The organism is Pseudosporangium ferrugineum, from assembly GCF_003002065.1.
Lineage (GTDB): Bacteria > Actinomycetota > Actinomycetes > Mycobacteriales > Micromonosporaceae > Actinoplanes > Actinoplanes ferrugineus_A.
The window spans coordinates 239,999-266,784 of sequence record NZ_PVZG01000004.1 but is presented as its reverse complement, the minus strand read 5'-3'; the positions used below and the strand labels follow the sequence as shown (position 1 = coordinate 266,784).

General features: G+C 74.8%; 18 protein-coding genes. 3 read left to right on the top strand and 15 right to left on the bottom strand.

The annotated features are described in order from the left end of the window. Positions 1–6 precede the first annotated feature (6 nt). From CLV70_RS10860 to CLV70_RS10845, 4 genes are read right to left on the bottom strand one after another with little or no spacing between them, the layout of a single operon-like run. Complete coding sequence (locus tag CLV70_RS10860; RefSeq protein ID WP_106126292.1) at positions 7–858, bottom strand: TIGR03621 family F420-dependent LLM class oxidoreductase; 852 nt, start codon at positions 856–858, stop codon at positions 7–9. Continuing rightward, positions 855–3,968, bottom strand: coding sequence for a non-ribosomal peptide synthetase (locus CLV70_RS10855; RefSeq protein ID WP_106126291.1), 3,114 nt, complete (start codon positions 3,966–3,968; stop codon positions 855–857). The genes CLV70_RS10860 and CLV70_RS10855 overlap by 4 nt, the downstream gene beginning before the upstream one ends. Then, a complete protein-coding gene (locus tag CLV70_RS10850) occupies positions 3,965–6,889 on the bottom strand; it encodes a type I polyketide synthase (protein ID WP_106126290.1) in 2,925 nt (974 codons plus the stop codon). The genes CLV70_RS10855 and CLV70_RS10850 overlap by 4 nt, the downstream gene beginning before the upstream one ends. After that, entirely contained in the window at positions 6,886–10,095 is a 3,210-nt protein-coding gene (locus CLV70_RS10845) for a non-ribosomal peptide synthetase (protein ID WP_106126289.1), read from the bottom strand. Before CLV70_RS10845 ends, CLV70_RS10850 begins: the two co-directional genes overlap by 4 nt. A gap of 175 nt (positions 10,096–10,270) precedes the next feature. Here CLV70_RS10845 and CLV70_RS10840 point away from each other — a divergent pair, with 175 nt between their 5' ends. Further along, on the top strand, positions 10,271–10,945 hold the full coding sequence (locus CLV70_RS10840; protein ID WP_106126288.1) for a class I SAM-dependent methyltransferase: 675 nt from the start codon (positions 10,271–10,273) through the stop codon (positions 10,943–10,945). Here CLV70_RS10840 and CLV70_RS10835 read toward each other — a convergent pair whose 3' ends face one another. The 11 genes from CLV70_RS10835 to CLV70_RS10785 all read right to left on the bottom strand — a co-directional run bounded on the left by CLV70_RS10835 (position 10,946) and on the right by CLV70_RS10785 (position 25,027). After that, the gene (locus CLV70_RS10835; protein WP_106126287.1) at positions 10,946–12,028 is read right to left on the bottom strand and encodes an HAD-IIIC family phosphatase; all 1,083 of its coding nucleotides are present in this window, start codon (positions 12,026–12,028) and stop codon (positions 10,946–10,948) included. It abuts the gene before it with no gap. Continuing rightward, positions 12,025–13,158, bottom strand: a complete 1,134-nt coding sequence (locus CLV70_RS10830; RefSeq protein WP_106126286.1) for an acyl-CoA dehydrogenase family protein — start codon at positions 13,156–13,158, stop codon at positions 12,025–12,027. The genes CLV70_RS10835 and CLV70_RS10830 overlap by 4 nt, the downstream gene beginning before the upstream one ends. Further along, positions 13,151–13,414, bottom strand: a complete 264-nt coding sequence (locus CLV70_RS10825; protein ID WP_106126285.1) for an acyl carrier protein — start codon at positions 13,412–13,414, stop codon at positions 13,151–13,153. Before CLV70_RS10825 ends, CLV70_RS10830 begins: the two co-directional genes overlap by 8 nt. Then, on the bottom strand, positions 13,414–14,283 hold the full coding sequence (locus CLV70_RS10820) for a 3-hydroxyacyl-CoA dehydrogenase family protein (protein ID WP_106126284.1): 870 nt from the start codon (positions 14,281–14,283) through the stop codon (positions 13,414–13,416). The genes CLV70_RS10825 and CLV70_RS10820 overlap by 1 nt, the downstream gene beginning before the upstream one ends. Positions 14,284–14,289: 6 nt before the next feature. Continuing rightward, positions 14,290–14,487: an MbtH family protein gene (locus CLV70_RS10815; protein WP_106126283.1), complete on the bottom strand. Its 198-nt coding sequence runs from the start codon at positions 14,485–14,487 to the stop codon at positions 14,290–14,292. A gap of 40 nt (positions 14,488–14,527) precedes the next feature. Continuing rightward, on the bottom strand, positions 14,528–19,489 hold the full coding sequence (locus tag CLV70_RS10810; protein WP_106126282.1) for a non-ribosomal peptide synthetase: 4,962 nt from the start codon (positions 19,487–19,489) through the stop codon (positions 14,528–14,530). Positions 19,490–19,493: 4 nt separating this feature from the next. After that, positions 19,494–21,101 (bottom strand): condensation domain-containing protein, encoded by a 1,608-nt coding sequence (locus CLV70_RS10805; protein ID WP_106126281.1) that lies wholly within the window; start codon positions 21,099–21,101, stop codon positions 19,494–19,496. Beyond that, a complete protein-coding gene (locus tag CLV70_RS10800) occupies positions 21,094–22,812 on the bottom strand; it encodes an acyl-CoA dehydrogenase family protein (protein WP_106126280.1) in 1,719 nt (572 codons plus the stop codon). Before CLV70_RS10800 ends, CLV70_RS10805 begins: the two co-directional genes overlap by 8 nt. Then, entirely contained in the window at positions 22,739–23,449 is a 711-nt protein-coding gene (locus CLV70_RS39095) for a thioesterase II family protein (RefSeq protein ID WP_158277745.1), read from the bottom strand. The genes CLV70_RS10800 and CLV70_RS39095 overlap by 74 nt, the downstream gene beginning before the upstream one ends. An 8-nt stretch (positions 23,450–23,457) precedes the next feature. Continuing rightward, a complete protein-coding gene (locus CLV70_RS10790) occupies positions 23,458–24,252 on the bottom strand; it encodes a thioesterase II family protein (RefSeq protein ID WP_158277744.1) in 795 nt (264 codons plus the stop codon). 190 nt (positions 24,253–24,442) lie between these two features. Then, positions 24,443–25,027, bottom strand: a complete 585-nt coding sequence (locus CLV70_RS10785; RefSeq protein ID WP_106126278.1) for a hypothetical protein — start codon at positions 25,025–25,027, stop codon at positions 24,443–24,445. 300 nt (positions 25,028–25,327) lie between these two features. Between CLV70_RS10785 and CLV70_RS10780 the strand changes: the two genes are divergently transcribed. Beyond that, positions 25,328–26,272, top strand: coding sequence for an NADP-dependent oxidoreductase (locus CLV70_RS10780; RefSeq protein WP_106126517.1), 945 nt, complete (start codon positions 25,328–25,330; stop codon positions 26,270–26,272). A 13-nt stretch (positions 26,273–26,285) separates the two neighbouring features. Further along, entirely contained in the window at positions 26,286–26,786 is a 501-nt protein-coding gene (locus CLV70_RS10775; RefSeq protein ID WP_106126277.1) for a cupin domain-containing protein, read from the top strand.

Sequence of the window (26,786 nt, the reverse complement as noted above, 5' to 3'; positions counted from 1 at the left end):
GCACGGTCATCGTCCCTCCAGAAGCTCCACCACCGGGGCGAACACCGAGACGAACGGTTCCGGCACGCTGAAGTACGAGAATCCGTAGCGCTCCCGGTACCCGATCAGCGAGTCGGCGATCTGCCCGGCGGTGCCGACCAGCACCGTCGGCAGGTCGAGCAGGTCGTCGATCGACAGGAAGGGGAACCGCCGGTGCAGGGCCTCCGCCGCGGTCCGGCGGTCGGAGGTGATCAGCACCTTGTGCACCATCAGGTTGCGTTCGAGGCCGGCGGCGCGCTCCCCGGCCCCGGCGACCAGCCGTACCCGCTCGGCCAGCTGCGCCGGTGCCAGCAGCGGCTGCCGCGCCGGCGCGCCCGGAGGATGGGGTGCCGCGCCGCTGAACGCCACGATGTCGCCGTGCTCGGCGGCGACGCTCAGCACCCGGCTGCCGCCGCCGCCCACGAGGACGGCGGGCCGCCCGGGAAGGCGTCCGAGCCCGGCGGCGGTCTCGGCGAGCCCGGCGACCCGGGCGGCGAACGTCGGCCGGGGCACGCCCGCCCGCTGGAAGTCCGCGTCGTCGTATCCGGCGCCGAGCCCCGCCTCCACCCGGCCGCCGGTCATCCGATGCACGGTCAGGACCTCGCGGGCCAGCAGGGCGGGCGGATGCAGCGCCGTGTTCAGCACGTACGTGCCCAGCCGCACCCGCTCGGTCACCTCCGCCGCCGCCATCAGCGCCGGAAGGGGCGCGTTGCCCCGGAAGTGATCGGACACCGCGATCGTGTCGTAGCCCAGCCCCTCCACCCGGCGGCACTGTTCCTGCCACCGGGCCCGGTCGTCGCCACCGGTCAGGACCGCACCGAACCGGAACGCTCTGCTCACGCCTCTCTCCCTTCCGGACCCGCCGCCCGGCGCAACGCGGCGGCGGCCTGCTCGGCGACGCTGGGACCGCGGAAGACGTCCTCGACGGACAGGTCGAGGCCGGCCGCCCGGGCGCGCTGCACGACCCGGATGCTCGTGAGCGAGTCGGCGCCGAGGGTGAAGACGTCTTCCTCGATGCCGAGTTCGCCGGTGCTGAGCAGCGACCGCCAGATCTCGATCAGCGTGCGCTCGGCCGGGTTCCGCGGGGCGCGCGCCTCACCCCGTCCCTCCGGCAGCACCTCCGGGAGGGCGCCGAAGTCCGTCTTGCCGCTCGCGGTCAGCGGGATGGCCGGCACCGCGGCGATCCCCGCCGGGACCAGGTGGCGGGGCAGCCACGCGCGGGCGTGCTCCAGGACGGAGGCCGCCGGCTCGTCCGACACCACGTACGCGACCAGCCCCGCCGTTCCCACCGTGACCACCGCCTCGCGGACGCCCGGGTGACGGCGCAGGACGCTCGCGACCTCGTCCGGCTCGACCCGGATGCCACGCACCTTGAGCTGGCGGTCGTTGCGGCCGAGATACTCGAGGATCCCGTCGCGGCGCCACCGGACCACGTCGCCGGTGCGGTACAGGCGCCGGCCGGCGGCGAAGGGGTGCGGCACGAACCGGTCGGCGGTCAGCTCCGGCCGGCCCAGGTAACCGCGGGCCAGCGGCTCGCCACCCAGGAACAGCTCACCGGGGGAGCCCGCCGGCACCGGCCGCAGGCGCGCGTCCAGGACGTACGTCTCGGCGCCGGGCATCGGCCGCCCGATCGGCACCGGGATGGCCCGGTCGCCGGGACGGCACTCCCATTCGGTGACCGCGATGGACGCCTCGGTGGGGCCGTAGAAGTTGAACAGCCGCGCCCCCGGGAGCACCCGCAGGCAGGTGTCGCGGAGGTCGGCGGTCAGCGCCTGACCGTTGCAGAGGATCCGGCGCAGGCTCCGGCACCGCCGCGCGCCCGGCTCGGCCAGGAACGCCTCCAGCAGCGGCGGGACGAAGTTGACCGTGGTCACGCCGGTGCGCTCGATCAGGTCCGCGAGGTAGGCGGGGTCGCGGTGGCCGCCGGGCCGGGCCACCACCACCGTCGCGCCGTCGCTCAGCGGCAGCAGGAGCTCCTCCACCGACACGTCGAACGTGTACGGCGTCTTGTACAGCGCCCGGTCGCCGGGCACCAGCTCCTGGCTGCGCCGCAGGTGGGCGATCCGGTTGGCCAGGCCCCCGTGCGGCACGGCCACGGGCTTCGGGGTGCCGGTCGAGCCGGAGGTGTGCAGGACGTACGCGAGATCGCCGGCGGCGACGCCGGGCAGCGCCGGCACCGACGGGCCGGGATCCTCCGCGTCCGTCCGGACGACGGTGGCACCGCACTCGCGGAAGGTCGCGGCGTGCTCGTCGCCGGTCAGCACCAGCGTCGCGCCCGCGTGCCGGACCATGTCGCTCAGCCGGTTCGGCGGGTCGTCGGTCGCCAGCGGCATGAAGGCCGCGCCGGCGCCGAGGACGCCGAGGACGGCCACCACGAGCTCGGCCCCGCGGGGCAGGCACAGCGCGACCGGTTCGTCGCGTCCGGCGCCGTGTGCCACCAGGACCCGCGACAGCCGGTCCGCCCGGCGGACCAGGTCGCCGTAGGTCAGCGTCGCGTCCCCGTCCACCAGGGCCGGGGCCGCCGGGTCGCGGGCCGCCTGCCCCCGGATCCCTTCGTGGACGGGCTGCTCCCAGGCGGACGCCGGCGCCGAGCGGCTCCACTCGTGCAGCGTGATCCTGCGTTCCTCCGGGTCGAGCAGTTCCAGGTCGTCCACGGTGAGGCCCGGGTCGGCGACGACCGCCGCGAGGACGCGCTGGTACTGCCCGGCCAGGCGGCGTACGTCCTCGCGGTCGAAGAGCTCGGTGCGGTAGCGGAACGAGGCGACCGCCGCGTCGCCCTCGGCGCGTACGTCCAGCCGTAGGTCGGTGTACGTGTCCGGCTGTCCGGCGGCCACCACCTCGACCTCCACACCGGCGAACGCCGGCCGCGGCAGCGGGGGTTCCAGCGCGAACGTCGTCTGGAACAGGGGGTCGTAGCTGGTGGCCCGGCTCGGCTGCAGCTCGTTGATGATCATCTCGAGCGGGACGTGCTGATCGGCGAGGGCGTCCAGCGTCGTCCGCCGTACCCGGCGCAGCAGGTCCGCATAGCTCGGGGTCCCGCGCAGGTCGATGCGCAGGGGCAGGGTGTTGACGAACATGCCGATCAGCGGCTCGAGCTCGCGCCGCCCGCGGCCCGCGCTGGGCGAGCCGATCACCAGGTCGTCGCTCCCGGTCAGCCGGGACAGCAGGGCCGCGTACGCCGCCAGCAGCGCCATGTAGCCGCTGACGCGATGCTCCCGCGCGACCCGCTGCACGCCGGCCCACACCCGCGCGTCGATCGGCGACGCCACCGAGTCCGCCGCGTAGCCCTGCACCGCCGGGCGGCTGCGGCTCGACGGCAGCTCCAGCAGCTCCGGCGCGCCGTCGAGCACGTCACGCCAGCGCTTCAGCGACTTGCGCAGGCTCGTGCCGTCCAGCCGCTCGCGTTCCGCCTCGGCGTGATCGCCGAACTGGATCGGCAGCGGGGGAAGGGACGCGGCGTCGCCCCGGTAGCGCGCCGACAGCTCGGCGAACAGGATGCCCATCGACTGCCCGTCGCAGACGATGTGGTGGCACAGCAGGCACAGGACGTGGTCCTCGTCGTCGAAGCGGCCGAGCACCACCCGCAGCAGCGGCCCCCGGTCCAGCCGGAAGGGCCGGCCCGTCTGCTCGTCGGCGAGCGCGACCGCCGCCGCGTCCCGCCCGGCCCGCGGCACCGCGGTGAGGTCGCGCACCGTCAGGTCGAACGGCTGCGCCGGCTCCACCCGCTGGCACAGCTCGCCCTCGACGAGGTGGAAGGTGGTACGCAGCGTCTCGTGCCGGGCGACCGTACCGCTCAGGGCCCGCCGCAGCGCGTCCTCGTCCAGCCGGCCGCGCAGCCGCAACGGCAGCGACACCGTGTACGCCGTGTTCCCCGGAGCGAGCTCGTCGAGGAACCACAGCCGGCGCTGCGCCTGGGAGGCCGGCCGCAGCCGGGCGCCGCCGGCCGTCATGCCGGCTCCGGGCGTGCGGTGAGCCGCTCGACGATCGCGGACAGCTCGCTCACCGTCGGCGCGTCGAACACCGTCTCCAGCGGCGGTGCCACCCCGAACGCCTCGTCGAGCAGGGTGGTCAGCTGCATCGCGGTCAGCGAGTCGCCACCCTGCTCGAAGAAGTGCGGGTCGTCGAGCTGCTCGTCGCAACCGAGGATCTGCTGGAACATCAGGAGGATCCGCTGCCGTACCGGTCCCGGTGCCGCCGCCGGCGGCTCCGGTGCCGCGTCGCGACGCGGTGCCGCGGCCGGTTCGTGCGGCGGGAACACCAGGTGGGTCTGCCGTTGGAACGGGTACGTCGGCAGCGTCACCCGGGGAACCGGCTGCTCCGGGTGCCGGCGCCGCCAGTCGACCGGCACGCCGGCCTGCCACAGCTGCCCGGCCGTGTTCAGCAGCGCCCCGACCTCGTCGCCGGCCTTGGTGACATCGCCCAGCGAGGGCAGGGCGCGGCGCCGGGACTCCTTCGGCCGCAGGGTGGCCATCGAGCTGAGCGCCTGACCCGGGCCGGTCTCCAGCAGGACGCCGTCCGCGGTCGTGGCGAGCAACGTGCGCAGCGCCGGCTCGAACAGCACCGGGCTGCTCAGCTGCCGCGCCCAGAAGTCCGGGTCGGTGGCCTGCGCGTCGGTGATCCAGTCACCGGAGATGGTGGACACGTACGGGATGGACGGCGGCCGCAGCGTGACGGCTGCCAGGTGGCCGCGGAACTTGTCCACCGCCGGGTCCATCAGCGGGGTGTGGTACGCGCCGCCGGCCGCCACCGGACGGCTGTGCACCCCCTGCTCCCGCAACCGCGCGGCCAGCTCGGCCACGCGCTCCGGAGTGCCGGCCACCACGCACTGCTGGGGGCCGTTGATCGCGGCGAGGCCGAGGGTCTCGCCGTCGACCAGCTCGCGCACCCGCTCGTCGGGCAGCGACACCGCCAGCATCGCCCCGGGCGGCATCCCGGCGAGCACGGCGGCGCGCAGGCCGATCGTCGCGACCGCGTCGGGCAGCGTCAGGACGCCGGCCAGGCACGCCGCCACCAGCTCGCCGAGGCTGTGACCGATCATCGCCCCGGGTACGACGCCCTGGTCCGTCCAGGTGCGGGCGATGGCGTAGTCGATGGCGAAGAGGGCCGGCTGGGCGTACTCGATGCGTTCCAGAGCCTCCCCGGCGGCGCCGGGATCGGCGGAATAGAGCAGCTCGCGCAGGTCGGCGCCGAGGACCGGGCGGAACAGCTCGCAGCACTCGTCCAGCACCGCGCGGAAGCCGGGCACCTCGTCGTACAGCTGGCGCGTCATGCCGGGCCGCAGCGAACCCTGCCCGGGCAGCAGGAACGCGACGGTCGGGTCGCCGGCGGGCGCCGGCGAGCGGTGGAACCGCGGCTGCGTCCCGGGGGCCGGCGGCCACACCAGATGCCCCCGGTAGCCGAACGCGTGCCGGCCGGTCTGCAGGGTCCGGGCCACCTCGTCCGGTCGCTCGCCGGGGTGGCGGCTCAGGTGGTCGAGCAGGTTTCCGGCCATCGTGGTCAGGGCCTCGGGTGTGCGGGCGGAGAGCACGAACAGCTCGGGCCGCGTCGATACCGGCCCGCGTCCGGGCCGCTCCGGCGCCTCCTCGAGCACCGCGTGCGCGTTCACGCCGCCGATGCCGAACGAGCTCACCCCGGCCCGCCGCGGCCGGCCGGGCGACTCCCAGGGGCGGCTCTGCGTCGCCACCGCGAACGGCGTGGCGGCGAAGTCGATCTCCGGATTCGGCGCGTCGAAGCCCAGGCTCGGCGCGATCCGGCGGTGCCGCAGCATCATCACCGTCTTGATCAGGCTGGCGGCTCCCGCCGCGGTGTCGGTGTGGCCGATGTTGGTCTTCACCGAGCCGATCGGGATGCTGCCCGGCGGCAGGTCCGCGGCGCCGAACGCGTCGGTCAGCGCGGAGATCTCGATCGGGTCGCCGACCGGGGTGCCCGTGCCGTGCGCCTCGACGTAGCCGATGGACGCCGGGCTGACCCCCGCGACCGCGTGCGCCGCGCGGACGACCTCGCTCTGGCCCTGCACACTCGGCGCGGTGAACCCGGGCCGCCGCCGGCCGTCGTTGTTCACCGCGCTGCCGCGCACGACCGCGAGCACCGGGTCGCCGTCGTCGAGCGCGTCCGCCAGCCGGCGCAGCACCACCACGCCCGCGCCGTCGCCGGCGACGATGCCCGCGGCGCCGGCGTCGAACGCCCGGCACCGCCCCTCCGGCGACATCACCCCGTTCTCCTGGAACCAGTACCCGCGCCGCGGCAGCTGGATGCTGACCCCGCCGGCCAGCGCCGTGTCGCAGTCGCCCGCCAGCAGCGCCAGGCCCGCCTCGTGCACAGCGACCAGCGAGGTCGAGCAGACCGACATGACCGCCACCGCGGGCCCGGTCAGCCCGAGCTTGTACGCCACCCGCGAGCAGAGGTGCTCGGGATCGTTGGCGAGGTTGACCGCGAACTCGTCGGCGCCGGCGAACCGGTGCTCGCGGACGATGTTCCCGTAGCCGTTGCGGGCCGCGCCGCCGTAGACCCCGACGACTCCCGGCACGTTCGCCGGGTCGTAGCCGGCCCGCTCCAGCGCCTCCCAGGAGCATTCGAGGAAGAGGCGCTGCTCGGGGTTCAGCATCGTGGCGTCGCGGCTCGTGTATCCGAAGAAGCCGGCGTCGAAGTCGCCCACCCCGTCGACCACGCCGTGCCGGTTGACGTACCGCGGGTCGGCCGGCCGCTCGGCGCCGCCGGACCACCGGTCGAGTTCCTCGTCGGTGAACGGGCGTACGGAATCGACGCCCGCCTCGATGTTCGCCCAGAACTTCTCCGGGGTGTCGGCGCCGGGGAACCGGCAGGCCATGCCGACGATCGCGAGGCTCGCCGGGTGCACCGTCGGGTCGTTCATCGTGAGCTCCTTCCGCCGCGGGCCGTGCGCAGGGAGGCCAGCCGGAGCAGGCCGGCCTGCGACTCCCGCACCACGGCGCGGTCCGGTTCGGTGCGGGGCGCGGCCGCGTCGAGGTGACGGGCCAGGGCGCGCACGGTCGGGTGTTCGTACAGGGCGACGATCGGCAGCGGCCGGCTCAGCTGCTCGGACAGCCGGTCGCGGACCGTCATCAGCTGCAGGGAGTGGCCGCCGAGGTCGAAGAAGTTGTCGTCCGCGGTGATGGCGTCGTGCCCCAGCACCTGCGCCCAGACCCGCGCCACCATCCGTTCCAGCGGGCTCTGCGGGCCGGTCCGCCCCGGCCGGTGGTCGCTCAGTTCGCGGGCTTCGCGGCTCAGCGCCGTACGGTCGAGCTTGCCGTTCGGGGTCAGCGGCCACCGCGGCACGGTGAGGTAGCGCGCCGGGACCATGTACTGCGGCACCACCTCGGCCAGATGCCGCCGCAGGTTCGCGGGCTCGGGCACCGCGCCGCCGTCCGGCACCAGGTACGCGGTGAGCACGCCCTCGCCGGTGGCGCCCGGCTCGACGCTCACGACCGCGTCCGCCACGCCCGGACGCCCGCGCAGCGCGGTCTCGATCTCGGCCGGCTCGATGCGGAAGCCGCGCACCTTCAGCTGCGTGTCGGAGCGGCCGACGAAGTGCAGCATCCGGTCGGTACGCAGGCGGACCAGGTCGCCGGTCCGGTACAGGCGCGCGCCGGGCGGGCCGTACGGATCGGGCACGAACCGGTCGGCGGTGGCGCCCGTGCCGCCCGCGTAGCCGAGCGCGAGCGCCGGGCCGCCCAGGTACAGCTCGCCGACCAGACCGGCCGGGGTGAGCCGCAGGTCGCGGTCGAGCACGACGGCGCGTACCCCCGGGATGGGCCGGCCGATCGCCGGCGCCCGGTCGTCGCCGGGTTCGACGGTCGCGCAGGTGGCCGCGACGGTGCTCTCGGTCGGGCCGTAGCCGTTGATGAACCGGAACGGCAGGCCGGGCGGGGCCGGGTGGCGCAGCCGGTCGCCGCCGGCCAGCAACGCGCGCAGCGTGACCTCCCCGGGCCACGGCAGATCCAGGACCCGCTCGGCCAGCGGGGTGGGCAGGCAGGCCAGGGCGATGCGCCGGTGCACCAGCCAGTCCCGCAGGCCGGCGGGGGACAGCACGGTCTCCCGGTCGGGGATGTCGAGCGTGGCACCGGCGGCCAGGGCGCCCCACAGCTCCAGCGCGGACGCGTCGAAGCCCGGCGCGGCCACCAGCGAGGCGGTTTCCCCGGGACCCAGGCCCGCGAGGGAGCGGTACCAGGCGGCCAGGTTCGCCAGGGACGCGTGGCCGGCCACCACACCCTTCGGGCGGCCGGTCGAGCCCGAGGTGAAGATGAGGTAGGCGCGGTCCCCGACGCGCGGGGCCGGTCCGCCGGGGCTCCGGGCGTCGCCGTCCGGCGGCACCATGACGACCGTACGGCCGGGGAAGTCGCCGGCGTGCTCCGCGTCGGTGATGACGGCGGCCACCGGGCCGGCTCCCTCGAGGACCGCGGCGCGGCGGCGGACCGGGTGCGCGGGATCGAGCGGCAGGTAGGCCGCGCCGGCGTACAGCACGCCGAGAGCCGCGGTGACCAGGTCGGGGCTGCGCGGCAGGCACACGGCCACCACGGCGTCGTCGGGCACGCCGGCCTCGGCCAGGTCGCCGGCCAGCCGCGTCGCGGCCGCGTCCAGCTGCGCGTAGGTGAGCGTACGGTCGCCGTCGCGGACCGCCGCCGTGTCCGGGCGTTGCTTCGCGTGCCGGCGTACCGAAAGGTGCACCGGCTCGGTCGCGACCACCGGCCCGCCGTCCAGGCCGAGCAGCGTCTCCGTCTCGCCGGCCGGCACCAGCGGCAGCTCGTCGAGCGGCCGGTCCGGTTCGGCGGTCCCCGCCGCCAGGACCTGCGTGAAGCGGCCGGCCAGCAGCGTCGCGACGCCGGCGTCGACGACCTCCGACTGGTAGCCGATCGACCCGGCGGCGTGGTCCGGGCCCCACTCGGCGTCCAGCGTGATCTCGTACTTGGCGGTCTCGGTGGGGAAGGACAGCCGCTCGGTGGTCAGCCCGGGCAGGGCGAACTCGTCGGGACGGCGGTCCTGGTAGCTGAAGACCGCCTGGAACAACGGATGCCGGTTACCGGTGCGCGGCGGGGCGAGCTCCTCCACGAGGCGCTGGAACGGGAAGTCCTCGTACTCGTACGCGGCCAGGAACGACTCCCGCACCTGCCGCAGCAGCCCGGCGAAGGTCTCGCGGCGGTCCACGCGGACCCGCAGCGGCAGCATGTTGACGAACAGCCCGACCGTGCGCTCGGCGTCCATGCTGGTCCGTCCGGTGGCCGGGATGCCGATCACCACGTCGTCCGTCCCCGTCGTCGTCGCCAGCGCGACCGCCCACGCGGTGAGCATGGTCAGGAACGGCGTCACCCGATGGGCGCCGATCACCGCCCGCACCGAGTCGCGGACGCTCGCGGGCAGCGTGAACGGGTAGGCGTCCGCGCCGGGGCCCGGGTTGCGTGGCGGCGGGCGGTCCGCGGGCAGGGACAGCCCCGCCGGTGCGCCGGCCAGCTCCGTACGCCAGAAACCGACCGCGGCGCCCGGACGCGGACCGGCCAGCATCTCCCGCTCCGCCGCGACGTGGTCGGTGTACCGGCCGGCCGGCTGGTCCTCGGCCGCATGGTCCTCGGCCGACGGATCTCCGGCCGACAGGTACCCGGCGCGCAGATCCCGGGCGATGATGTCCAGGGACCAGCCGTCGACGGCGATGTGGTGGAAGACCAGCAGCAGCACGTGCTGTTCACTGTCCACCTGGAACAGTTCCGCCCGGAACACCGGCCCGTGGACCAGATCGAACGGGCGGTTCACCGACCGGCGCAGGGCGTCGGCCAGCCGGCGCTCGCGCTCGCCGGCGGCCTCCGTCCGCAGATCGGTGACGGTCCACGGCACCGGGCCCGGCTCCTCGACGTGCCGCGTGACGCCGTCGATCGCGGGGAAACGGGTGCGCAGGACGTCGTGGCGGGCGGCCAGCCGGTCCACCGCGCGCCGCAGCGCCGGCACGTCCAGGCGGCCGGTCAGCCGGTACGCCATCGGCGTGTTGTACTCGCTGCCGCCGGGCCGCAGCTGCCACTGGAACCACAGCCGTTGCTCGGCCGAGGAGAGAGCGGAATCGAGCTGACCAGCCATGACGGATAACCCCTCAAGGATGTGAACGCACCGCGGAAGTGCGTGAGCCGAAATTACCCAGAACGGTGACCCGGCCGGGCCGGCAAACCGCTCGAATGGCCGCGAGGGACGGATTCCGTGCACTTGCGGGTCTTCCACCCCCTACGCCGCACAGGTGCCGGAATAGGGTGGCCGCATGGCATCCCAGCTGCGATTTTCCGAGGAATTGCTGGACTACGTCGGATCGGTTTCCCGGCGCGAGGACGACGTGCTCCGCGAGCTGCGGGAGGAGAGCGCCAAATTGCCGGGCGGGCAGACGTTCCCCGTTTCCCCGGAGGAGGGACAGCTCCTTTCCCTGCTGGTCGCCGCGACCGGTGCGTCGTCGGTGCTGGAGATCGGCACCTACACCGGTTACAGCACGCTCTGCCTCGCCCGTGGACTGCCGCCGGGCGGCCAGGTCGTCACCTGCGACATCACCGGGCGGTGGCCGGCGATCGGGCGGCCGTACTGGGAGCGGGCCGGCGTCGGCGACCGGATCGAGGTGCGGGTGGGCCCGGCCACCGGCGTGCTGGCCGGGTTGCTCGACGACCCGGCGTTCGGGCCCGGCGGCTTCGACCTGGTCTTCGTGGACGCCGACAAGGCCGGCTACCGCGACTACTACGAGCGGTCGCTGCCGCTCGTGCGGCCGGGCGGGCTGCTGGTCATCGACAACACCCTGCTCTTCGGCCGGGTCGTCGACCCCGCCGCCGACGACCCGGACACCGTGGCGATCCGCGAGCTGAACAAGGCCCTGCACACCGACGAGCGGGTCGACCTGGCGATGCTGCCGATGGCCGACGGCATCACCCTGGTCCGCAAGCGGACGGCCTGATCAGCGGTCGAGCACGGCCGGCCGGTCGAGCTCGACCGCCTCCACGGTCACCGTCGGCGACGGCGGCTGCGGGGCCGGCACCAGGTGCAGCCGCTCGAACTCGCCGGTCGCCGGGAGCGCCGCCAGGCAGGCGCACGGATCGGCGGTGAACCCGGCGAAGCGGTAGGCGACCTCCATCATTCGGTTCCGGTCCGTACGCCGGAAGTCCGCCACGAGGTGGACGCCGGCGCGCGCCGCCTGGTCGCTGAGCCAGCTCAGCACCGTCGAGCCGGCGCCCCACGTCACCACCCGGCACGAGGTCGCCAGCAGCTTGAGGTGCCAGACCCCGGCCGCCCGGGCCACCAGGACGATGCCGACCGCGCCGTGGTCGCCGAACCGGTCGGCCATGGTCACCGCCAGCACCTCGTGCGCCGGGTCGCCGAGCAGGCCGAGCAGCGCGTCCTCGGAGTAGTGCACCCCGGTCGCGTTCATCTGGCTGGTGCGCAGGGTGAGTTCCTCGAGCCGGCCGAGGCTCTCCTCGTCGGCCCGCGCGATCGTCATGCGCAGCCCCAGCGAGCGCAGGAACTCCGCGTCCGGCCCCCGGTGCGCCGCGCGCGCCGCGTCCCGGCTGAACCCGGCCTGGTACATCTGCCGCCGGCGCCGGGCGTCCACCGTCACCCGCGCCGGGGTGAACTCGGGCAGGTCCAGAAGGGACAGTGCCTGCTCGGCCGGGTAGCAGCGCACCTGCGGCAGCGTGAAAGCGACCTCCGCGCGTTCGACCGGCTGGTCGTCGACGAAGGCGATGGTGTCGAGCGCGAACTTCAGCTCCGCGGCGATCTCCTCGACCGCCGCAGACTTCGCGCCCCAGCCGATGCGGGGGAGCAGGAAGTATTCGGCGAGGCCCAGGCTCTCCAGCCGTTCCCAGGCGAGATCGTGGTCGTTCTTGCTGGCCACCGACTGCAGGATGCCGCGCTCGTCGAGCCCCCGGATGACGGCGCGCATCTCGTCGGTGATGCTCAGGTCGTCGCCCTCCAGCAGGGTGCCCTGCCACAGCGTGTGGTCGAGATCCCAGACCACGCACTTGACGGTCTTGGCCTCGCTCATCGGGTTCCTCCTTCTCTCGGGGCGCGGCCTTCCCTCGGGGCGCGGCGCACGAGGTTCTCCGCGAGCACCAGCCGGCTCAGCTCGTTGCTGCCCTCGATGATCTCCATCAGCTTCACGTCCCGGTACGCGCGAGCGACCGGGCCGCCGTCGCGGGCCCCGGCCGATCCCAGGACCTGCACCGCCGTCCGCGCCCCGGCCGCCGCCTGCGTCGCGCTGACGTGCTTGGCGAGCACGGCCGCGGTCGCCAGGTCGCTGGCACCCTCGTCCCAGCACCCGCTCGCGTGCTCGCAGCCGCGGCGGGCGATCTGCGCGGCGACGTACAGGTCGGCGAGGTGGCCGGCGACCAGCTGGTGCTCGGCCAGCGGCCGGCCGAACTGGGACCGGCCGGCCGCGTGCCGCACCGCCTCGGCGACGCAGGCGTCGAGGATGCCGACGCACCCCCACGCCACCGACATCCGGCCGTAGGTCAGGGCCACGGTGGCCAGCAGCGACAGCGGCGCCCCGGCGGACTCCAGCAGGCTCTCGCGGGGCAGCCGGACCGCGTCGAGCATGACGTCGGCGTGGCCCGCCGCGCGGCAGCCGAGCGCGTCGGTGATCGGCGAGACGGTGACGCCCGGGGCGTCGCGGGGCACCACCACGGCGCCGCCGCCGGTGCCGTAGCGGCCGAACACCACGAGCAGGTCCGCGTACGCGGCGGCGGTGACCCACTTCTTGCGCCCGGTCACCACCACCGCGTCGCCGTCCTCGCGGATCTCCGTGGTCATCGCGGAGAGGTCGCTGCCGGCCTGCGGTTCGCTGAAGCCCACCGCGGCGAGCGAGCCGGTGGTCAGCGCCGGCAGCACGGCCGCCCGCTGCCCGGCGCCGCCCAGCCGCTGCACGGTCCAGGCGGCCATCCCCTGCGAGGTCATCACGCTGCGCAGCGAGCTGCACAGGCTGCCGGCGTGGGCGGTCAGCTCGCCGTTCGCCCGGCTGTCCAGGCCCGCGCCGCCGTACTCGCCGGACACCTGCGCGCACAGCGTGCCGCTCTTGCCCAGCTCGCGGAGCAGCTCGACCGGGATGCTCCCGGACCGGTCCCAGTCCTCCGCCCGATCGCCGGTCACCTCGGTGACCAGCGCGGCGTGGTCAGTCACCGGCCGGTTCCCGCAGCCGCGCCACGAGGCCGGCCATCGCCGCGATCGTCCGGAAGTTCGCCAGTTGCAGGTCCGCCCCAGAGATCGTGATGCCGAAGGTGTTCTCCAGGTGCACGACCAGTTCCATGGCGAACAGTGAGGACAGGCCGCCCTCGGCGAACAGGTCGCTGTCGGCGGCCCAGTCCGAGCCGGTGCGCTCGCGCAGGAACACCGCCAGGTCCTTCTCCACCCGGCCGTTCTCGGTGCTGGTAGTCATCAGCCCACCTTCGTGTACTCGTAGAAGCCCCGGCCGCTCTTGCGTCCGTGGCGGCCGTCGCGGGCCATCTCCTGCAGCAGGTCGCACGGGCGGCACCGCTCGTCGCCGGTGCGGGCGTGCAGCACCAGCAGCGAGTCGACCAGGTTGTCGATGCCGATCAGGTCGGCGGTGCGCAGCGGGCCCGTCCGGTGCCCGAGGCAGCTCTGCATCAGGGTGTCGACGTCCTGCACCGACGCGGTGCCCTCCTGCACCACCCGCGCCGCGTCGTTGATCATCGGGTGCAGCAGGCGGCTGGTGACGAAGCCCGGCGCGTCGCGGACCACGATCGCCGTGCGCCGCAGGGCCGTCAGCGCGGCCATCGCCCCCGCGACCGCCTCCGGGGAGGTGCGCGGGCCCTTGATCAGCTCCACCGTCGGGATCAGGTACGCCGGGTTCATGAAGTGCACGCCCAGCAGGTCGCCGGGGCGCGGCACGCCGCCGGCCAGCTCGTCGACCGGGATCGACGAGGTGTTCGAGATCAGCGGGGTGCCGGGCGGCACCGCGGCGGCGATGTCCTTGAGGACGGCGGCCTTGCGGGCCGGATCCTCGGTGACCGCCTCGATCACCACCGTCGGCGGTCGCGTCCGGACGGCCGCTGCCGCCTCTGTGGTGGTGCTCAGCGTGCCGGGGGACAGGTCGGCGGGGGCGGCGCCGACCAGGCGGGCCATCCGGGCGGCGTCGGCCGTGCCGGCCCGCGCCCGGGCCAGCGCCGCCTCGTCGATGTCGGCCAGCACCACGCCGGCGCCGTGCAGCAGCGCCAGGCCGGCGATGCCGGTGCCCATCACCCCGGCGCCCAGCACCAGGAACGTCGGAACTCCGGTGGTCGTCATCGGCGCTCAGGCACCGCTACGCGCACTGAGCGGACGCAGGTCGGTCCACACCTCGCCGATGTGCCGCAGGCAGGCGGCCTTGTCGCCGCGCGGGCCGGCCTCCTGCCAGCCGGGCGGCAGGTCGTGCGTGACGGGCCAGATCGAGTACTGCTCCTCGTCGTTGCGGACCACCCGGTACTCCCGGTCGTCGTCGTCCTCGAACATGGGGCTCCTCCTGTCGTTGCGATCGCTGCCGGCCGTCCGCTCACGCCGATCCGGCGGGGGCCAGCCCTTCGAGGTATCCGGCAAGCTCGTGAATGGTGGGTCGTTCGAACAGCTCGACCAGCGGGAACTCGACCCGCAGCCGGCTGGTCATCCGGTGGTGGGCCTGCACCAGCTGCAGCGAGTTGCCGCCGAGCACGTAGAAGTTGTCGTTGCGGCCGATCCCGTCGCGGCCCAGCACCTCCGCCCAGATCCCGGCGAGCGTGCGCTCGAGCTCGCCCTCCGGCCCCAGCGGCCCGGCCGCTCCGGCGTCCGCCGCCGGCAGCGCCGCGACGTCGACCTTGCCGTTGCGGGTCAGCGGCAGCGCGTCCAGGACGACGAAGTGCGTCGGGATCAGGTACTCCGGGAGGACCGTCCGGAGATGATCGCGGATCTCCTGCTCCGCCGGCGCCGGATGGCCGTCGCGGACCACGAGGTACGCGACGAGCTCCGGCGACCCGTCGGCGTTCGCGGACCGGCCCAGCACGTAGCTGTCGAGGACCGCGGGATGGGTCCGCAGGGCCGCGGCCGCCTCGGCCGGTTCGATGCGGTACCCGAGGATCTTCACCTGCCGGTCGGCCCGGCCGAGGAAGTCCAGCGTGCCGTCCGCCCGGTAGCGGGCAAGGTCGCCGGTGCGGTACAGGCGGGCCCCCGCGCGACCGCTGAACGGGTCCGGGACGAACCGGTCGGCGGTCAGGTCGGGACGGCGGGCGTAGCCGCGGGCCAGCCCGGCGCCGCCGAGATAGACCTCACCGGTCGCGCCGGCGGGCACCGGATTGAGCTCGGCGTCCAGCAGGTACGCGGACGTGCCGGAGATCGGCCGGCCGATGTCGGGCAGCGCGGGCGGCTCCACCCGGGCGACGACCGGCCCGCTGGTGGAGATGGCGGTGTTCTCCGTCGGCCCGTACGAGTTGTGCAGGGTGAACCCGGCGCCGGCGGGCGGGCGGACGTTGAGCCGGTCGCCCGCGGCGTGCAGGACCCGCAGGGCGCCCAGCGAGCCCGGCTCCCACTGGTTCAGCAACGCCTCGGCCAGCGGCGTGGGCAGCAGGCAGACCGTGATCCGCTCGTCGTCCAGCCAGCGCCGCAGGTCCGGCGGGGACACCAGCACGGCCCGGTCCGGTACGCACAGCGTGGCACCGGCCACCAGGGCGGGCCAGATCTCCCACACCGAGAAGTCGAACCCCGGCGACGCCACCACCGTGCCGCGGTCGCCCGGCCGCAGACCGGTCTCCCGCAGGTGCCAGGCGGCCAGGTTCGCCAGCGCGTGGTGCTGGATCATCACGCCCTTGGGCCGGCCGGTGGATCCCGAGGTGTAGATGACGTAGGCGAGCGTGCCGGGCGTGACCGGCACCGGATCCGCGGCCGCCACCGGGTCCGGCCCGTCGCCGGGCACCAGGACGGGCGTGCTCACCCCCAGCCGGTCGCGCAGCTCCGCCGTGGTGATCAGCAGCCCCGCGCGCGACTCGTCCAGGATGTACGCGATCCGGTCCCGCGGGTTGTCCTCGTCCATCGACAGGAAGGCGCCGCCGGCCTTCAGCACGGCCAGCTCGGACACCACCAGGTCCGCGCTGCGGGGCAGGCAGACGCCGACGATGGTCTCCGGGCCCACGCCCGCGGCGGTGAGGCGTACGGCCAGCCGGGCGGCCCGCTCGTCGAGTTCGGCGTACGTGAGCGCCTCCTTGCCGTCGGACACGGCGAGCAGGTCCGGCCGCTCCGCCGCCCACCGGGCGACCGCCTCGTGCACCGGTCCGGTGCCGAGCGGGACCGCCGCGGCCTCCTGGCGGTTGCGCTCCACCAGCAGTTGCCGCTGCTCGGCGGCGTCCAGGACCGGCAGCTGCCCGACCCGCCGCGTCGGCTCCTCGGCCGCCGCCGCCAGCAGCCGCAGGTACGCGCCGGACACCCGCCGCATGGTCTCGGCGTCGAACAGGTCGCTGTTGTACTCCCACAGCAGGGTGACGCGGTCGTCGGTGTGCTGCCGGTCGCCGAGGGTGTTCTTGGCCCGGGGCATCACGATGACGTTGATGTCCATCTTGGCCGAGCCGTTGCTGCGCTCGTACACGGTGCTGGTGGCGGTGCAGAGCTCCGGGTTGCGGACGGCGGAGTCGTGCGCGCTGAACATGACCTGCGCGAGCGGGTTGCGCGAGGGGTCGCGGCGCACGGCCATCGTCTCCACGACCACCGGGAACGGGCACTCCTGGTGCGCCGCCGCGCCGAGAACCGCGTCCTTGGCGGCGGCCAGCAGCTCCCGGAACGGCATGGCGCCGTCGACCCGGGTACGCAGCACGACCGGGTTCACCAGCATGCCGATCAGCGGCTCGCTCTCGCCCAGCCGCCGGTTGGCGAACCCGGACGCGACGCAGATGTCGGTGTCCCCGCTGTAGCGGTGCAGCAGGGCCGTGAACGCCGCGTACATCACCATGTACGACGTCACGTTGTAGCGCCGGCCGAGCGCCCTGATCCGGGCGGGGAGGCCGGCCGACAGCTGGAGGCGTACGACGTCGCCGCGGAAGGTCTGCACCGGCGGCCGGGGGCGGTCGGTGGGCAGATGCAGTTCCGTGGGCGCGTCCCGCAGCCGCTCCTTCCAGTACTCCAGCTGCCGGGTGATCTCGGGCGAGTCGAGCAGGTCCCGTTGCCAGGCCACGTAGTCGCGGTACTGCACCGGCAGCGGCGGGAGCGGGGACGCGTCGCCGGCCGAGAAGGCGTTGTACAGTGCCTCGAGCTCGGCCATCAGCACCGAGAACGACCAGCCGTCGTGCACCAGGTGGTGTTCCACCAGGATCAGCTCGTGCTCCTCAGCGCCGAGCCGTACGGCGGTCCACCGGGCCAGGGGCGGTTCGCGCAGGTCGAACGGGTCGGCCAGGGCCGCCTGGATGACCTCGTCGAGGCGCGCGGCGCGGTCCGCCTCCGGCGTCGCGGACAGGTCGACCCGATCGAGCCGGGCCGGCACCGGCGGGCGTACCGACTGCAGCGGCTGCCCGTCCCGTTCGACGTACGTGGTCCGCAGGCTCTCGTGGCGCCGGATGATCTCGGTCAGGGCCCGCTCCAGGACGTCGAGGTCGAGCGGCCCGACGACGCGCAGGCTCACCTGGGCGTGGTACGCCCGGCTGTCCGGCGCCAGCTTGCTGTGGAACCAGACCTGTTGCTGCGGCAGGGAAAGGGGGGAGTCGGCGGGGCCGGAGCCCGCGACGATGGCCGGCAACCCGCGCGCCGCCCCACCGGACTCGCGCAGCTCCTGGACGGCGGCGGCGAAGGCGCCCAGCGTGGGCGTGGCGAGCAGCGTACCGATCGGGATCTCCGTGCCCAGCGCCTCCCGGAGCCGGGTGACGATCTGCGTCGCCACCAGGGAGTGCCCGCCGAGCTGGAAGAAGTCGTCCTCCAGGCCGACGCCGGAGACGTTGAGGACCTCCGCCCAGGCGGTCGCGATCGTGCGCTCCAGCGGCGACCGCGGCGGCGTCACGGCCGGCCCGGTGGCCAGGCGGCGCAGGTCCGGCGCCGGCAGCGCCGCCCGGTCGACCTTGCCGTTGCGGTCCCAGGGCAGGGCGTCGAGGATGATGAACGCGGCCGGCACCAGGGCCGCGGGCAGCCGGGCCGACAGGTGCTCGCGCAGGTCACGGGTGGCGGGCAGCTTGCGTGCCTCCCGCGGCACCACGTAGCCGACGAGGTGCCCGTCGCCGGTCCCGTCGTGGTGGAAGGCCTGCACGTGGGCGGTGGCGACGTCCGGGTGCTCGCGCAGCGCGGCGGCCACCTCGGCCGGTTCGATCCGGTGGCCGCGCACCTTCACCTGGTCGTCGTTGCGCCCGGCGAAGTCGATGGAGCCGTCGGGCAGCCACCGGCCCAGGTCGCCGGTGCGGTAGAGCCGGTCGCCGGGAAGCGCGGGCCGGGGATCCGGCACGAACCGGTCGGCGGTCAGGTCCGGGCGTCCGAGGTAGCCGCGGGCCAGGGCGGCGCCGCCCAGGTACAGCTCGCCGACCTCGCCGGGGGCCACGGGACGCAGCTCGTCGTCGAGGATCTCGATCCGTACGCCCGCCACCGGCACACCGATCGCCGGCAGCACCGCCGGGTCGCCGGGCGGCACCGCGCCGGACGTGGCCACCACCGTGTTCTCCGTCGGGCCGTAGTTGTTGACCAGCGCGAACGGGAGGCCGGCCGGCGGGCGTACCCGCAGCCGGTCGCCGCCGGTCTGCAGCACCCGCAGCGGCGCGTCCGGCGGCCACACCGCGTCGACGACCAGCTCGGCCAGCGGCGTGGTGAGCAGGCACACCGTGATCGCGTGGTCGGCGAGCCACGCCACCAGCTCGCCCGGGTTGCGCCTCAGCTCCCGCGGCGGCGTGTGCAGGGAACCGCCGGCCGCCAGCGTCGGCCACAGCTCCCACACCGCGGCGTCGAAGCCCGGGGAGGCGAGCAGGGTGGTGCGGTCGCCGGCGGTCAGGGCGAAGGCCTCGCGGTTCCACCGTACGAAATTCGCCAGCGCCCGGTGTTCGACCATGACCCCCTTCGGGCGTCCCGTGGTTCCCGACGTGTAGACGACATAGGCCAGATCGCCGGGGCGGGGGCGGTGCTCCGGCCGGTGCGCCGGCTGCGCGGAGAGGTCGAGCCGGTCGAGCACGATCGCCCGTACGCCGGGCGCACCGCTGCGGTGGTGACCGCCGCACAGCACGGCGGCCGCCCCGGCCTCGGCCAGGATGCCCGCCGTGCGCTCCGCCGGGTCGGCGGGATCGAGCGGAAGGTAGGCCGCGCCGCTCCACAGCACGGCCAGCGCCCCGGCGACCAGGTCGACGCCCGGATCGCAGAGCAGGGCGACCACGTCCCCCGCGCCGATCCCCTCGGCGTTCAGCAGGTGGGCCGTGCGGGCCGCGCGCTCGGCCAGCTCGCCGTAGCTGAGGCCGTCCCCGTCCTGCAGGACGGCCGGACGTTCCGGGTGCCGCCGGGCGTTCTCGGCCACCATCTCGGTGATCAGGTCGTGCATGCCCTCACCTCACTCGTGTTCGGGGCCCGGCCGTGGCGTGCAGGTACGCCGCGACGGACGGGACGGTCGGGTTGTGGAACAGGCGGATCAGCGGGACGTCGTAGCCCCGGCGGTGCAGCAGGCCGCGCATCCGTACCAGCCCGTGCGAGGTGCCGCCGAGCTCGAAGAACGACCGGTCGCCGTCGGCCGGGCGGCCCAGCACCTCCTGCCACACGCCGGCGACCAGGTCCACCAGCTCGGCCGGCGGGCCGTCCGGCGCCTCCGCGGGCTGCCCGGGACCGACCCGGGCCGGCTCCCCGGCCGCGGGTGCGCCGGGTGCGCCGTAGTCGGCCAGCGGCCGGCCGGGATCGTCGGAGATCCGGGTCAGCAGGTCGCCCAGCCCCTCCGCGAGCCGCGCCGCGGTCGCCGGCTCGTAGCGGTCGGCGCTCAGCTCCAGCCGGCCCCGCAGACCCCCGGAGCCGCGGATCAGCTCCACCGTCAGGTCGGTACGCGCCCGTGCGGGCACCCCGGCGGGCAGTTCCCCCTCGGCGGCGACGGCGTCCCCGAACCGCAGCGGCGGCCGGTCCCGTTCGTCGAGGTGCGTGACGATGACGCGGAACAGCGGGTGCCCGTCGGCCGAGCGGGCGACGTCGAGGTGCTCCAGCACGGCGTCGAAGGGAAGCCGGCCGATCTCGAGCAGTTCGGCGAGCCCGCGGCGCACCTGGCGGACGAGCTCGGCGACCGTGCCGGCCCCGGCCAGATCGACGCGGACCGGCGCCGTGGAGGCGAGCATGCCCACGATCCCGGCGGACCCCGGGGCCGCACGGCCGGAGTCCACCACGCCGATCGTGACGTCGTCCGCGCCCGCGCTCCGGCCGATCAGCAGGTGGACGGCGGCGAGCAGGAGGGTGAAGGTGGTCGTCCGGTACGACGCCGCCACCGCGTCGAGCCGCCCCATCACCTCGGCCGGCAGGGCGAAGCCCGAGGTCACCCCGAGGTGGCTGGGCTCGGCGGGCCGGGGCCGGTCGGCCGGCGGCGACACGGGCACCGGCGCCGGGGAGAGCAGGGTGCGCCACCGCTCGATCGCCGCCCGGCCGCGGTCGGAGTCCAGCTCGGCGTCCCGCGCCCGGAGCCAGGAGCGGAAGCCCGGCGCGGGGTCCGGCGCCGCCACCGGAGCGCCGGGCCGGTAGCCGGCCGCCAGATCGCGCAGGATGACGCCGAGGCTGGTGCCGTCGCAGAGCAGGTGGTGGGCCCGCAGCGCGAGCCGGTGCTCCGACGGGTGCCGGCCCGGCGCGACGGCCAGCCGCAGCACCGGCGGCGTCGCCGGATCCCAGGCGCCCGTGAAGAAACGCACCAGGGCGGCGTCGTCGTCGAGCACGCGCACGGCCGTGGGCACGGCGGGCAGCACCCGCTGGACGGGTTGCCCGCCGTCGGAGACGACGACGCTGCGCAGCGCCTCGTGCCGCGCGACGACCCCGGCCAGCGCGGCGTCCAGCGCGCCGAGGTCCAGGGTGCCGCGCACGTCGTACAGGCGGTTGATGGTGAACGGCGAGTTCTCGCCGGCCAGCTGGTCGGCGACCCAGACGGCCATCTGCGCCGGGGACAGCACGGCCGCCACCTCGGTGTCAGGCACGGCCGGTCTCCGCCGGGCCGGTGATGACGTCGTCGAGCAGTGCCGCGTACCGGTCGCCGCGCAGCCAGTCCTCCGCGACGGCCGAGCGGTCGGACGCCTCGTCGAGCTCCGCGCGCAGGGCCGTGACCCGCCGCCCGGCCGCCCGGCAGTAGACGTCGGCCAGGTCCGCTCCGGCGTCGCCGCGGGCCAGCACCACCGCCATCGTCAGCAACTCGTTCGCGATCCGGTTCAGCGCGACCAGGAGGTGCTGCCGGGCGAACAGCGCGGCCCGGTCGCCGTGGCGCGCCGCCAGGCCGGCGCAGTACGCCCCGAACCAGGCGGCCTCCCGGTCGACGAACGCCGCGTGCCCGGCGAGGCGCTCATCCGCGGTCAGGAGGCCACCGGTGCCGGACGGTTCGCCGGGCTCGTCCGCGGGGCGGTAGTGGCAGTCCGCGAGCCGGATCCGCGCGCACCAGAAGTCGATCAGGAAGTCGACGCCGCCCGCCACGCGCAGCACCCGGGCGTCGCGCAGCGCGCGTTCCACCGGCAGCGCCGGCACGCCGCGCCGCGCCTTGCTCGCGGCGGTCTCCAGGCCCTCGGCGCCGAGCAGCGTGACGGTGCGGTCCGCGGCCCGCCAGCAGGTCATCGTGGCGACGTTCTTCAGGACGGCGTGCTCGTGCAGCGTGTCGGCGGTGCCGCCGAGCAGGGTCCACCGCGACAGGGCGTCCATCGCGTACGCCTCGGCCACGGTCTCCGCCACCATGTGCTGGACCTCGTCGTAGCCGCCCAGCGGGCGCCCGTCGATGCGGCGGCGGTTCACGAACTCCCGCGACCAGTACGCGCACATGCGGGTCAGGGCCACCGCCGCCGGCACCACCGCCAGCGTCCGGCCGTGGTAGGTGACCCGGCGCACGTCGTCGCGGGCGGCGTGCACATCGGACATCCGGTATTCGGTGGGCACCTCCACGCCGGACAGCCGCAGGTGCGCGTTGGGGGAGCCGTGCAGCCCGATCAGGTCGTGCCGGGCCACCACCTCGAAGCCGGGCGAGTCCGCGTCGACGAAGAACGCGCTGACCCGGTCGGTGCCGTTCTCCCGCAGCGTCGCCGTGATCAGGTAGAGGTCCGCGATCGTACCGTTGGTGATGTAGGTCTTCTCGCCGTCGAGCCGGTAGGTGGTGCCGGTGGGGTCGAGGGTCGCCGTGGTCGTGCGGGTGTCGCCGCCGGCGCCGGTCGGCTCGGTGTCGGCGCTGCCGCCGAAGGTCCCCTCCCGCAGGTGCCGGTGCAGCCGGTCGTTGAGCGCGCCGGGCGGGATCAGGGGCAGGTAGGCCGCCGGGCTCAGCGCGTTGGCCTTGCCGAACATGAGGGCGAGCGGGACGGACCAGCTCGCCGCGGTCTCGGTGACCCGGAACATGTTCGCGTACGAGAGCCCCAGCCCGCCCTCACCGGCCGGCCGGAACATCCGGTGGTAGCCGCGGGCGCGCAGCTCGGCGACCAGCTCGGCGGGAAGGTCGCGGTCCTCGTCGATGCGGGTGGGGTCGACCCGGTCGCGCAGGAAGGCCGCCAGCTCGGCGCAGGCCTCGTCGCCGCGGCGGCGCTCGGCCCCGTCCTGCTCGGGGAAGGGGGTCAGGAGATCCCAGCGTACGGTGCCCCGCCAGAGCTCATTGATCAGGCTCGGCGGCGTCCGGCCGGTGTCGCCGGAGCGCGTCGAGGAGGTACGGGTGGAGGTCGTCATGGTGCTCCCTGTGGTAATGGTGACCGCCGGGGAAGAGCCGGATCTCGGCCGGACCGCGGCCGTAGCCGGACCAGGCCCCGAGGTCCTCGGGCTGGTCGTCGTCGGTCCCGCCGAGCACGACGATCGGGCCTGGCAGCGGCGGGGACGGGGTGTGGACGTAGGAGCGGAGGACGTTCAGGTCCGCCTTCAGGCAGTCGGGCCCGAGCTGCTGCCCGGGCAGCCGCTGGATCATCCGCTCGGTGACGCGCGCCGGCGGGAGCCGCCGCGGCGGCTGGAGGTGCGGGGGATCGAGGCCGGACACCATCAGCACCCCGGGCGGTGTGTCGCCGCGGTCGCGCAGCCGGCGGGCCACCTCGTACGCGATGAGCCCGCCGAGGCTGTGCCCGAAGAAGGCGTACGGCGCCTGGAACCGGACCTCGCCGGTGATGGCGTCGACGAGGTCGGTCATCCGGGTGAACGGCGGCTCGCGGAACCGGGTGCCCCGGCCGGGCAGCTGGACGCCGTGCACCTCGACCCCCGGCAGGCCGTCCGACCAGCGGATGTACTCGCCCGGCGACGAGCCGCTGTGCGGGAAGATGTAGAGCCGGATGCCGGCGTCCGGGCGGGGTTCCCGGCAGAGCAGCCATCTCCGTGTCACCGACGCGATCACGGCCTCGGCCCGCGGGAGCCGGCGCCGGCGAGCAGCGGCCGCAGCGCCGCGATGATCGCGTCCCGGCCGGCGCCGGTGAAGAAGAAGTGGCCACCCGGATGGGTGCGGAGCTCGAACTCGCCGGCGGCGTAGGCCTTCCAGGCGGCGAGGTCCGCGTACGGCACCAGCGAGTCGTCGGAGCCGCCGTGGACGTGCAGCGGCACCGTGACCGGGGCGTCCGTGGCGGGCCGGTAGCCGGCGTCCAGTGCGAAGTCGGCCCGCAGCGCGGTGAGGACCATGCGCCGCAGTTCGTCGTCGCCGAGCAGGTCGGGCGGCGTGCCGCCGGCCACCTCCAGGAACCGGAGCAGTTGCTCGTCGGTGACCAGGCCCGGATCCACGGTGCCGCTGCCGCTGCCGCTGCCGATGCCGGGCGCCCGGTGCGCGGCCACGACGACCGCCCGCAGGTCCACGTCGGTACGGTCCTGCAGCCGCAGCGCCACCTCGTACGCGATGAGCCCGCCGAGGCTGTGCCCGAACAGGACCAGGGGCACCCGGCCGCCGTCGCACAGCGCCGCGGACAGCGCGTCCACGAGCGGTGCCATCCGGGTCATCGGCTGCTCGCGCCACCGGGTGCCGCGCCCCGGCGGCAGCACCGCGCAGACCTCGACGTCCGGCGCCAGCGCCGCCGCCCACGGGTGGTACACGGCGACCGAACCGCCCGCGCTGGCCAGGCAGACCAGCCGCGACACCGGCCGGTCCGGCGGCGAGTACCGGAGCAGCCACCGGGCCGGCGCTTCGACCTGTTCGGGCACGCGGGTGGCCTCCGTTCGAGAGTGGACTGTCCGTCTCTCGAAGGTGCGTCCCGCCCCCTCCCGCTGTCGACCGGCGGCGAGGGTTGATGACCATAAGGGCCGAATCGGATGTTCGGTGGTGTCGTCCGCCGGCCGTCGCGGTCACGGCCCTTGACCGCGACGGCCCCGCCCGGGCCGGACGGCGGCTCGCTCAGACGGTGGCCGCGGCCTGGGCCATCGGCCAGCTCTGGGAGCCGGCCGCCGGGTCCTGGTCCCACAGGGTGCCGTAGACGGAGCGCACGATCGTCTGGTTGCCGGTGGCGATCCAGGAGTCGTCCGGGCCGCTGTCGAACTGGGCGACCTGCAGGCCGTCGCCGCTCATCACGGTCAGGGAGACGGTGCCGGCGCCGAGCAGGCCGGCGATCCCGCTCGGGTTGAGGAACGTGCTGAGGGTGCCCTGTTCGCGGACGTTCTTGACCTGGCCGTTCTGGATGTCGGCCGAGTTCTTCTTGAAGGCGCTGACGACCGCCTCGCCGGCCTCGTAACCCCGCCCGCCCGCGCGGACGAGGGCGGCGCCGACGCGCAGGGCCTTGTACAGGTCGCCGATGGTGTTGATCGCGGCGGGCAGTTCACCGGCCGACACGATGCCCTTCAGCTCGCCCAGCCCGGTGAACATGAGCGCGGCGTTGCCGAGCACGTCGGCGATGGTCCAGCCGGTGTTTCCCGCGGCCAGGACGTAGATGTCCTGTGCGGACGCGTTCGCGATGTTGATGTTCTGGTCCGCTCCGAAAGCCATGTCGTTCCCCCATGCGTGGTCCGGAAAGAGCCATGTCGTCGGGGACGCTACGCCGCCGGGCGGCCGTTTTCCGGCGGTTCCCCGCGTCCTGGTGCCACCGGGCCGGCTGAGGCGGGAGGAGAGGACCGGGGCCGGCGGACGGTCGGCGGTCGCCACGGTCCCCACCCGCACCGGCCGGGCCCGGCGCGGGTGCGGACGCTGTCGGCGCGGTCACACCGCGCGGTGTTGCTTCGAACTCGAAGCATCGCTATGGTCGAGATGTGCTTCGAACTCGAAGCAAATGAGAAGGCGAGGCTGGCGATGAAGGCAGTACGTTTCCACGAGTACGGCGGCCCGGACGTCCTGCGCTACGAGGACACCGACCAGCCGGTTCCCGGCGCCGGGCAGGTCCGGGTGCGGGTGGCCGCGACCACGTTCAACGGCATCGACGCGAACATCCGCGGCGGCAACATGCGGGGCCCGTTCCCGGTGACGCTGCCGCACACCCCGGGCATCGACGTGGCCGGCACGGTCGACGCCCTCGGCGACGGCGTCGGGGGCCTCGCGGCCGGCGACCGGGTCGTCGGCTTCCTGCCCATGGCGGAGACGGGCGCCGCCGCCGAGTACGTGATCGTTCCCGCCGAGGTCCTGACCGCGGCGCCCACCACCGTGCCGCTCGCCGACGCCGCCGCGCTGCCGTCGGTCGGCCTCACCGCCTGGCAGGCGCTGTTCGAGCACGCCCACCTGACCGCCGGGCAGCGCGTCCTGATCAACGGGGCCGGTGGCGGGGTCGGCGGCTACGCCGTACAGCTGGCCAAGGACGCCGGTGCGTACGTCATCGCCACCGCCGGGCCGCGCGGCAGCGAGCGGGTCGCCGCCGCCGGTGCCGACCGGGTGATCGACCACACCAGCGCCGACGTCACCACCGCGGTCACCGAGCCGGTCGACGTCGTGCTCAACCTGGCACCCGTCGAGCCCACACGGCTCGGCGCGCTCGTCGGCCTCATCCGCGACGGCGGCACGCTCGTGAACACGACCGTGTGGATGCCGGCGCCCGCCGACGAGGCGCGCGGGGTCACCGGCATCAACCTGTTCGTCCGCAGCGACGCGCGCGAGCTGGCGGAGCTGGTCGCCCGGGTCGACGCCGGCCGGCTGACCATCGACATCGCCGAGCGGGTCCCGCTGGCCGAGCTGCCGGACGTGCACGCCCGGGCCGCCGCCGGCGCCCTGCCCAGCGGCAAAGTCACCGTGACCGTGACGGCTTGAGGAGCGAGAGAGCATGATTCCCGACGACGATCCGGCGCGTTCGCTGACCGTGGCGAACCCCGCCGACCCGGCCACGACGTTCGTGTCCCTGGTGGGCAACACGTACGCCATGCTGATCACCGGCGAGCAGACCGGCGGTCGCTACTGCCTCATCGACATGCGCGTGCCGGACGGCGGCGGGCCGCCGCCGCACCGGCACGACTTCGAGGAGATGTTCACCGTCCTCGAGGGAGAGATCGAGTTCACCTTCCGCGGCGAGCGGCACCGGGTCGGCGCCGGATCCACGGTCAACATCCCGGCCAACGCGCCGCACTTCTTCCGCAACACCTCCGGCGCGCCGGCCCGCATGCTGTGCATGTGCACCCCGGCCGGCCAGGACGAGTATTTCCTGCGGATCGGCCACGTCGTCGACGGCTGGGACGCGCCGCCGCCCCAGCTGTCCGACGACGAACGGGCCGACCAGCGGCGGCGCGCCGCCGAGCTGGCCGAGACCTACCGCAGCGAGTTCCTCTGA

Excerpts from the sequence above, each read along its gene's own strand:
- CLV70_RS10780 (WP_106126517.1), top strand. The coding sequence starts at position 25,328 with ATGAAGGCAGTACGTTTCCACGAGTACGGCGGCCCGGACGTCCTGCGC.
- CLV70_RS10775 (WP_106126277.1), top strand. The coding sequence starts at position 26,286 with ATGATTCCCGACGACGATCCGGCGCGTTCGCTGACCGTGGCGAACCCC.
- CLV70_RS10850 (WP_106126290.1), bottom strand. The coding sequence starts at position 6,889 with ATGAACGACCCGACGGTGCACCCGGCGAGCCTCGCGATCGTCGGCATG.
- CLV70_RS10855 (WP_106126291.1), bottom strand. The coding sequence starts at position 3,968 with ATGACGGCCGGCGGCGCCCGGCTGCGGCCGGCCTCCCAGGCGCAGCGC.
- CLV70_RS10825 (WP_106126285.1), bottom strand. The coding sequence starts at position 13,414 with ATGACTACCAGCACCGAGAACGGCCGGGTGGAGAAGGACCTGGCGGTG.
- CLV70_RS10840 (WP_106126288.1), top strand. The coding sequence starts at position 10,271 with ATGGCATCCCAGCTGCGATTTTCCGAGGAATTGCTGGACTACGTCGGA.
- CLV70_RS10810 (WP_106126282.1), bottom strand. The coding sequence starts at position 19,489 with ATGCACGACCTGATCACCGAGATGGTGGCCGAGAACGCCCGGCGGCAC.
- CLV70_RS10845 (WP_106126289.1), bottom strand. The coding sequence starts at position 10,095 with ATGGCTGGTCAGCTCGATTCCGCTCTCTCCTCGGCCGAGCAACGGCTG.
- CLV70_RS10815 (WP_106126283.1), bottom strand. The coding sequence starts at position 14,487 with ATGTTCGAGGACGACGACGACCGGGAGTACCGGGTGGTCCGCAACGAC.
- CLV70_RS10820 (WP_106126284.1), bottom strand. The coding sequence starts at position 14,283 with ATGACGACCACCGGAGTTCCGACGTTCCTGGTGCTGGGCGCCGGGGTG.
- CLV70_RS10785 (WP_106126278.1), bottom strand. The coding sequence starts at position 25,027 with ATGGCTTTCGGAGCGGACCAGAACATCAACATCGCGAACGCGTCCGCA.
- CLV70_RS10835 (WP_106126287.1), bottom strand. The coding sequence starts at position 12,028 with ATGAGCGAGGCCAAGACCGTCAAGTGCGTGGTCTGGGATCTCGACCAC.
- CLV70_RS10800 (WP_106126280.1), bottom strand. The coding sequence starts at position 22,812 with ATGACGACCTCCACCCGTACCTCCTCGACGCGCTCCGGCGACACCGGC.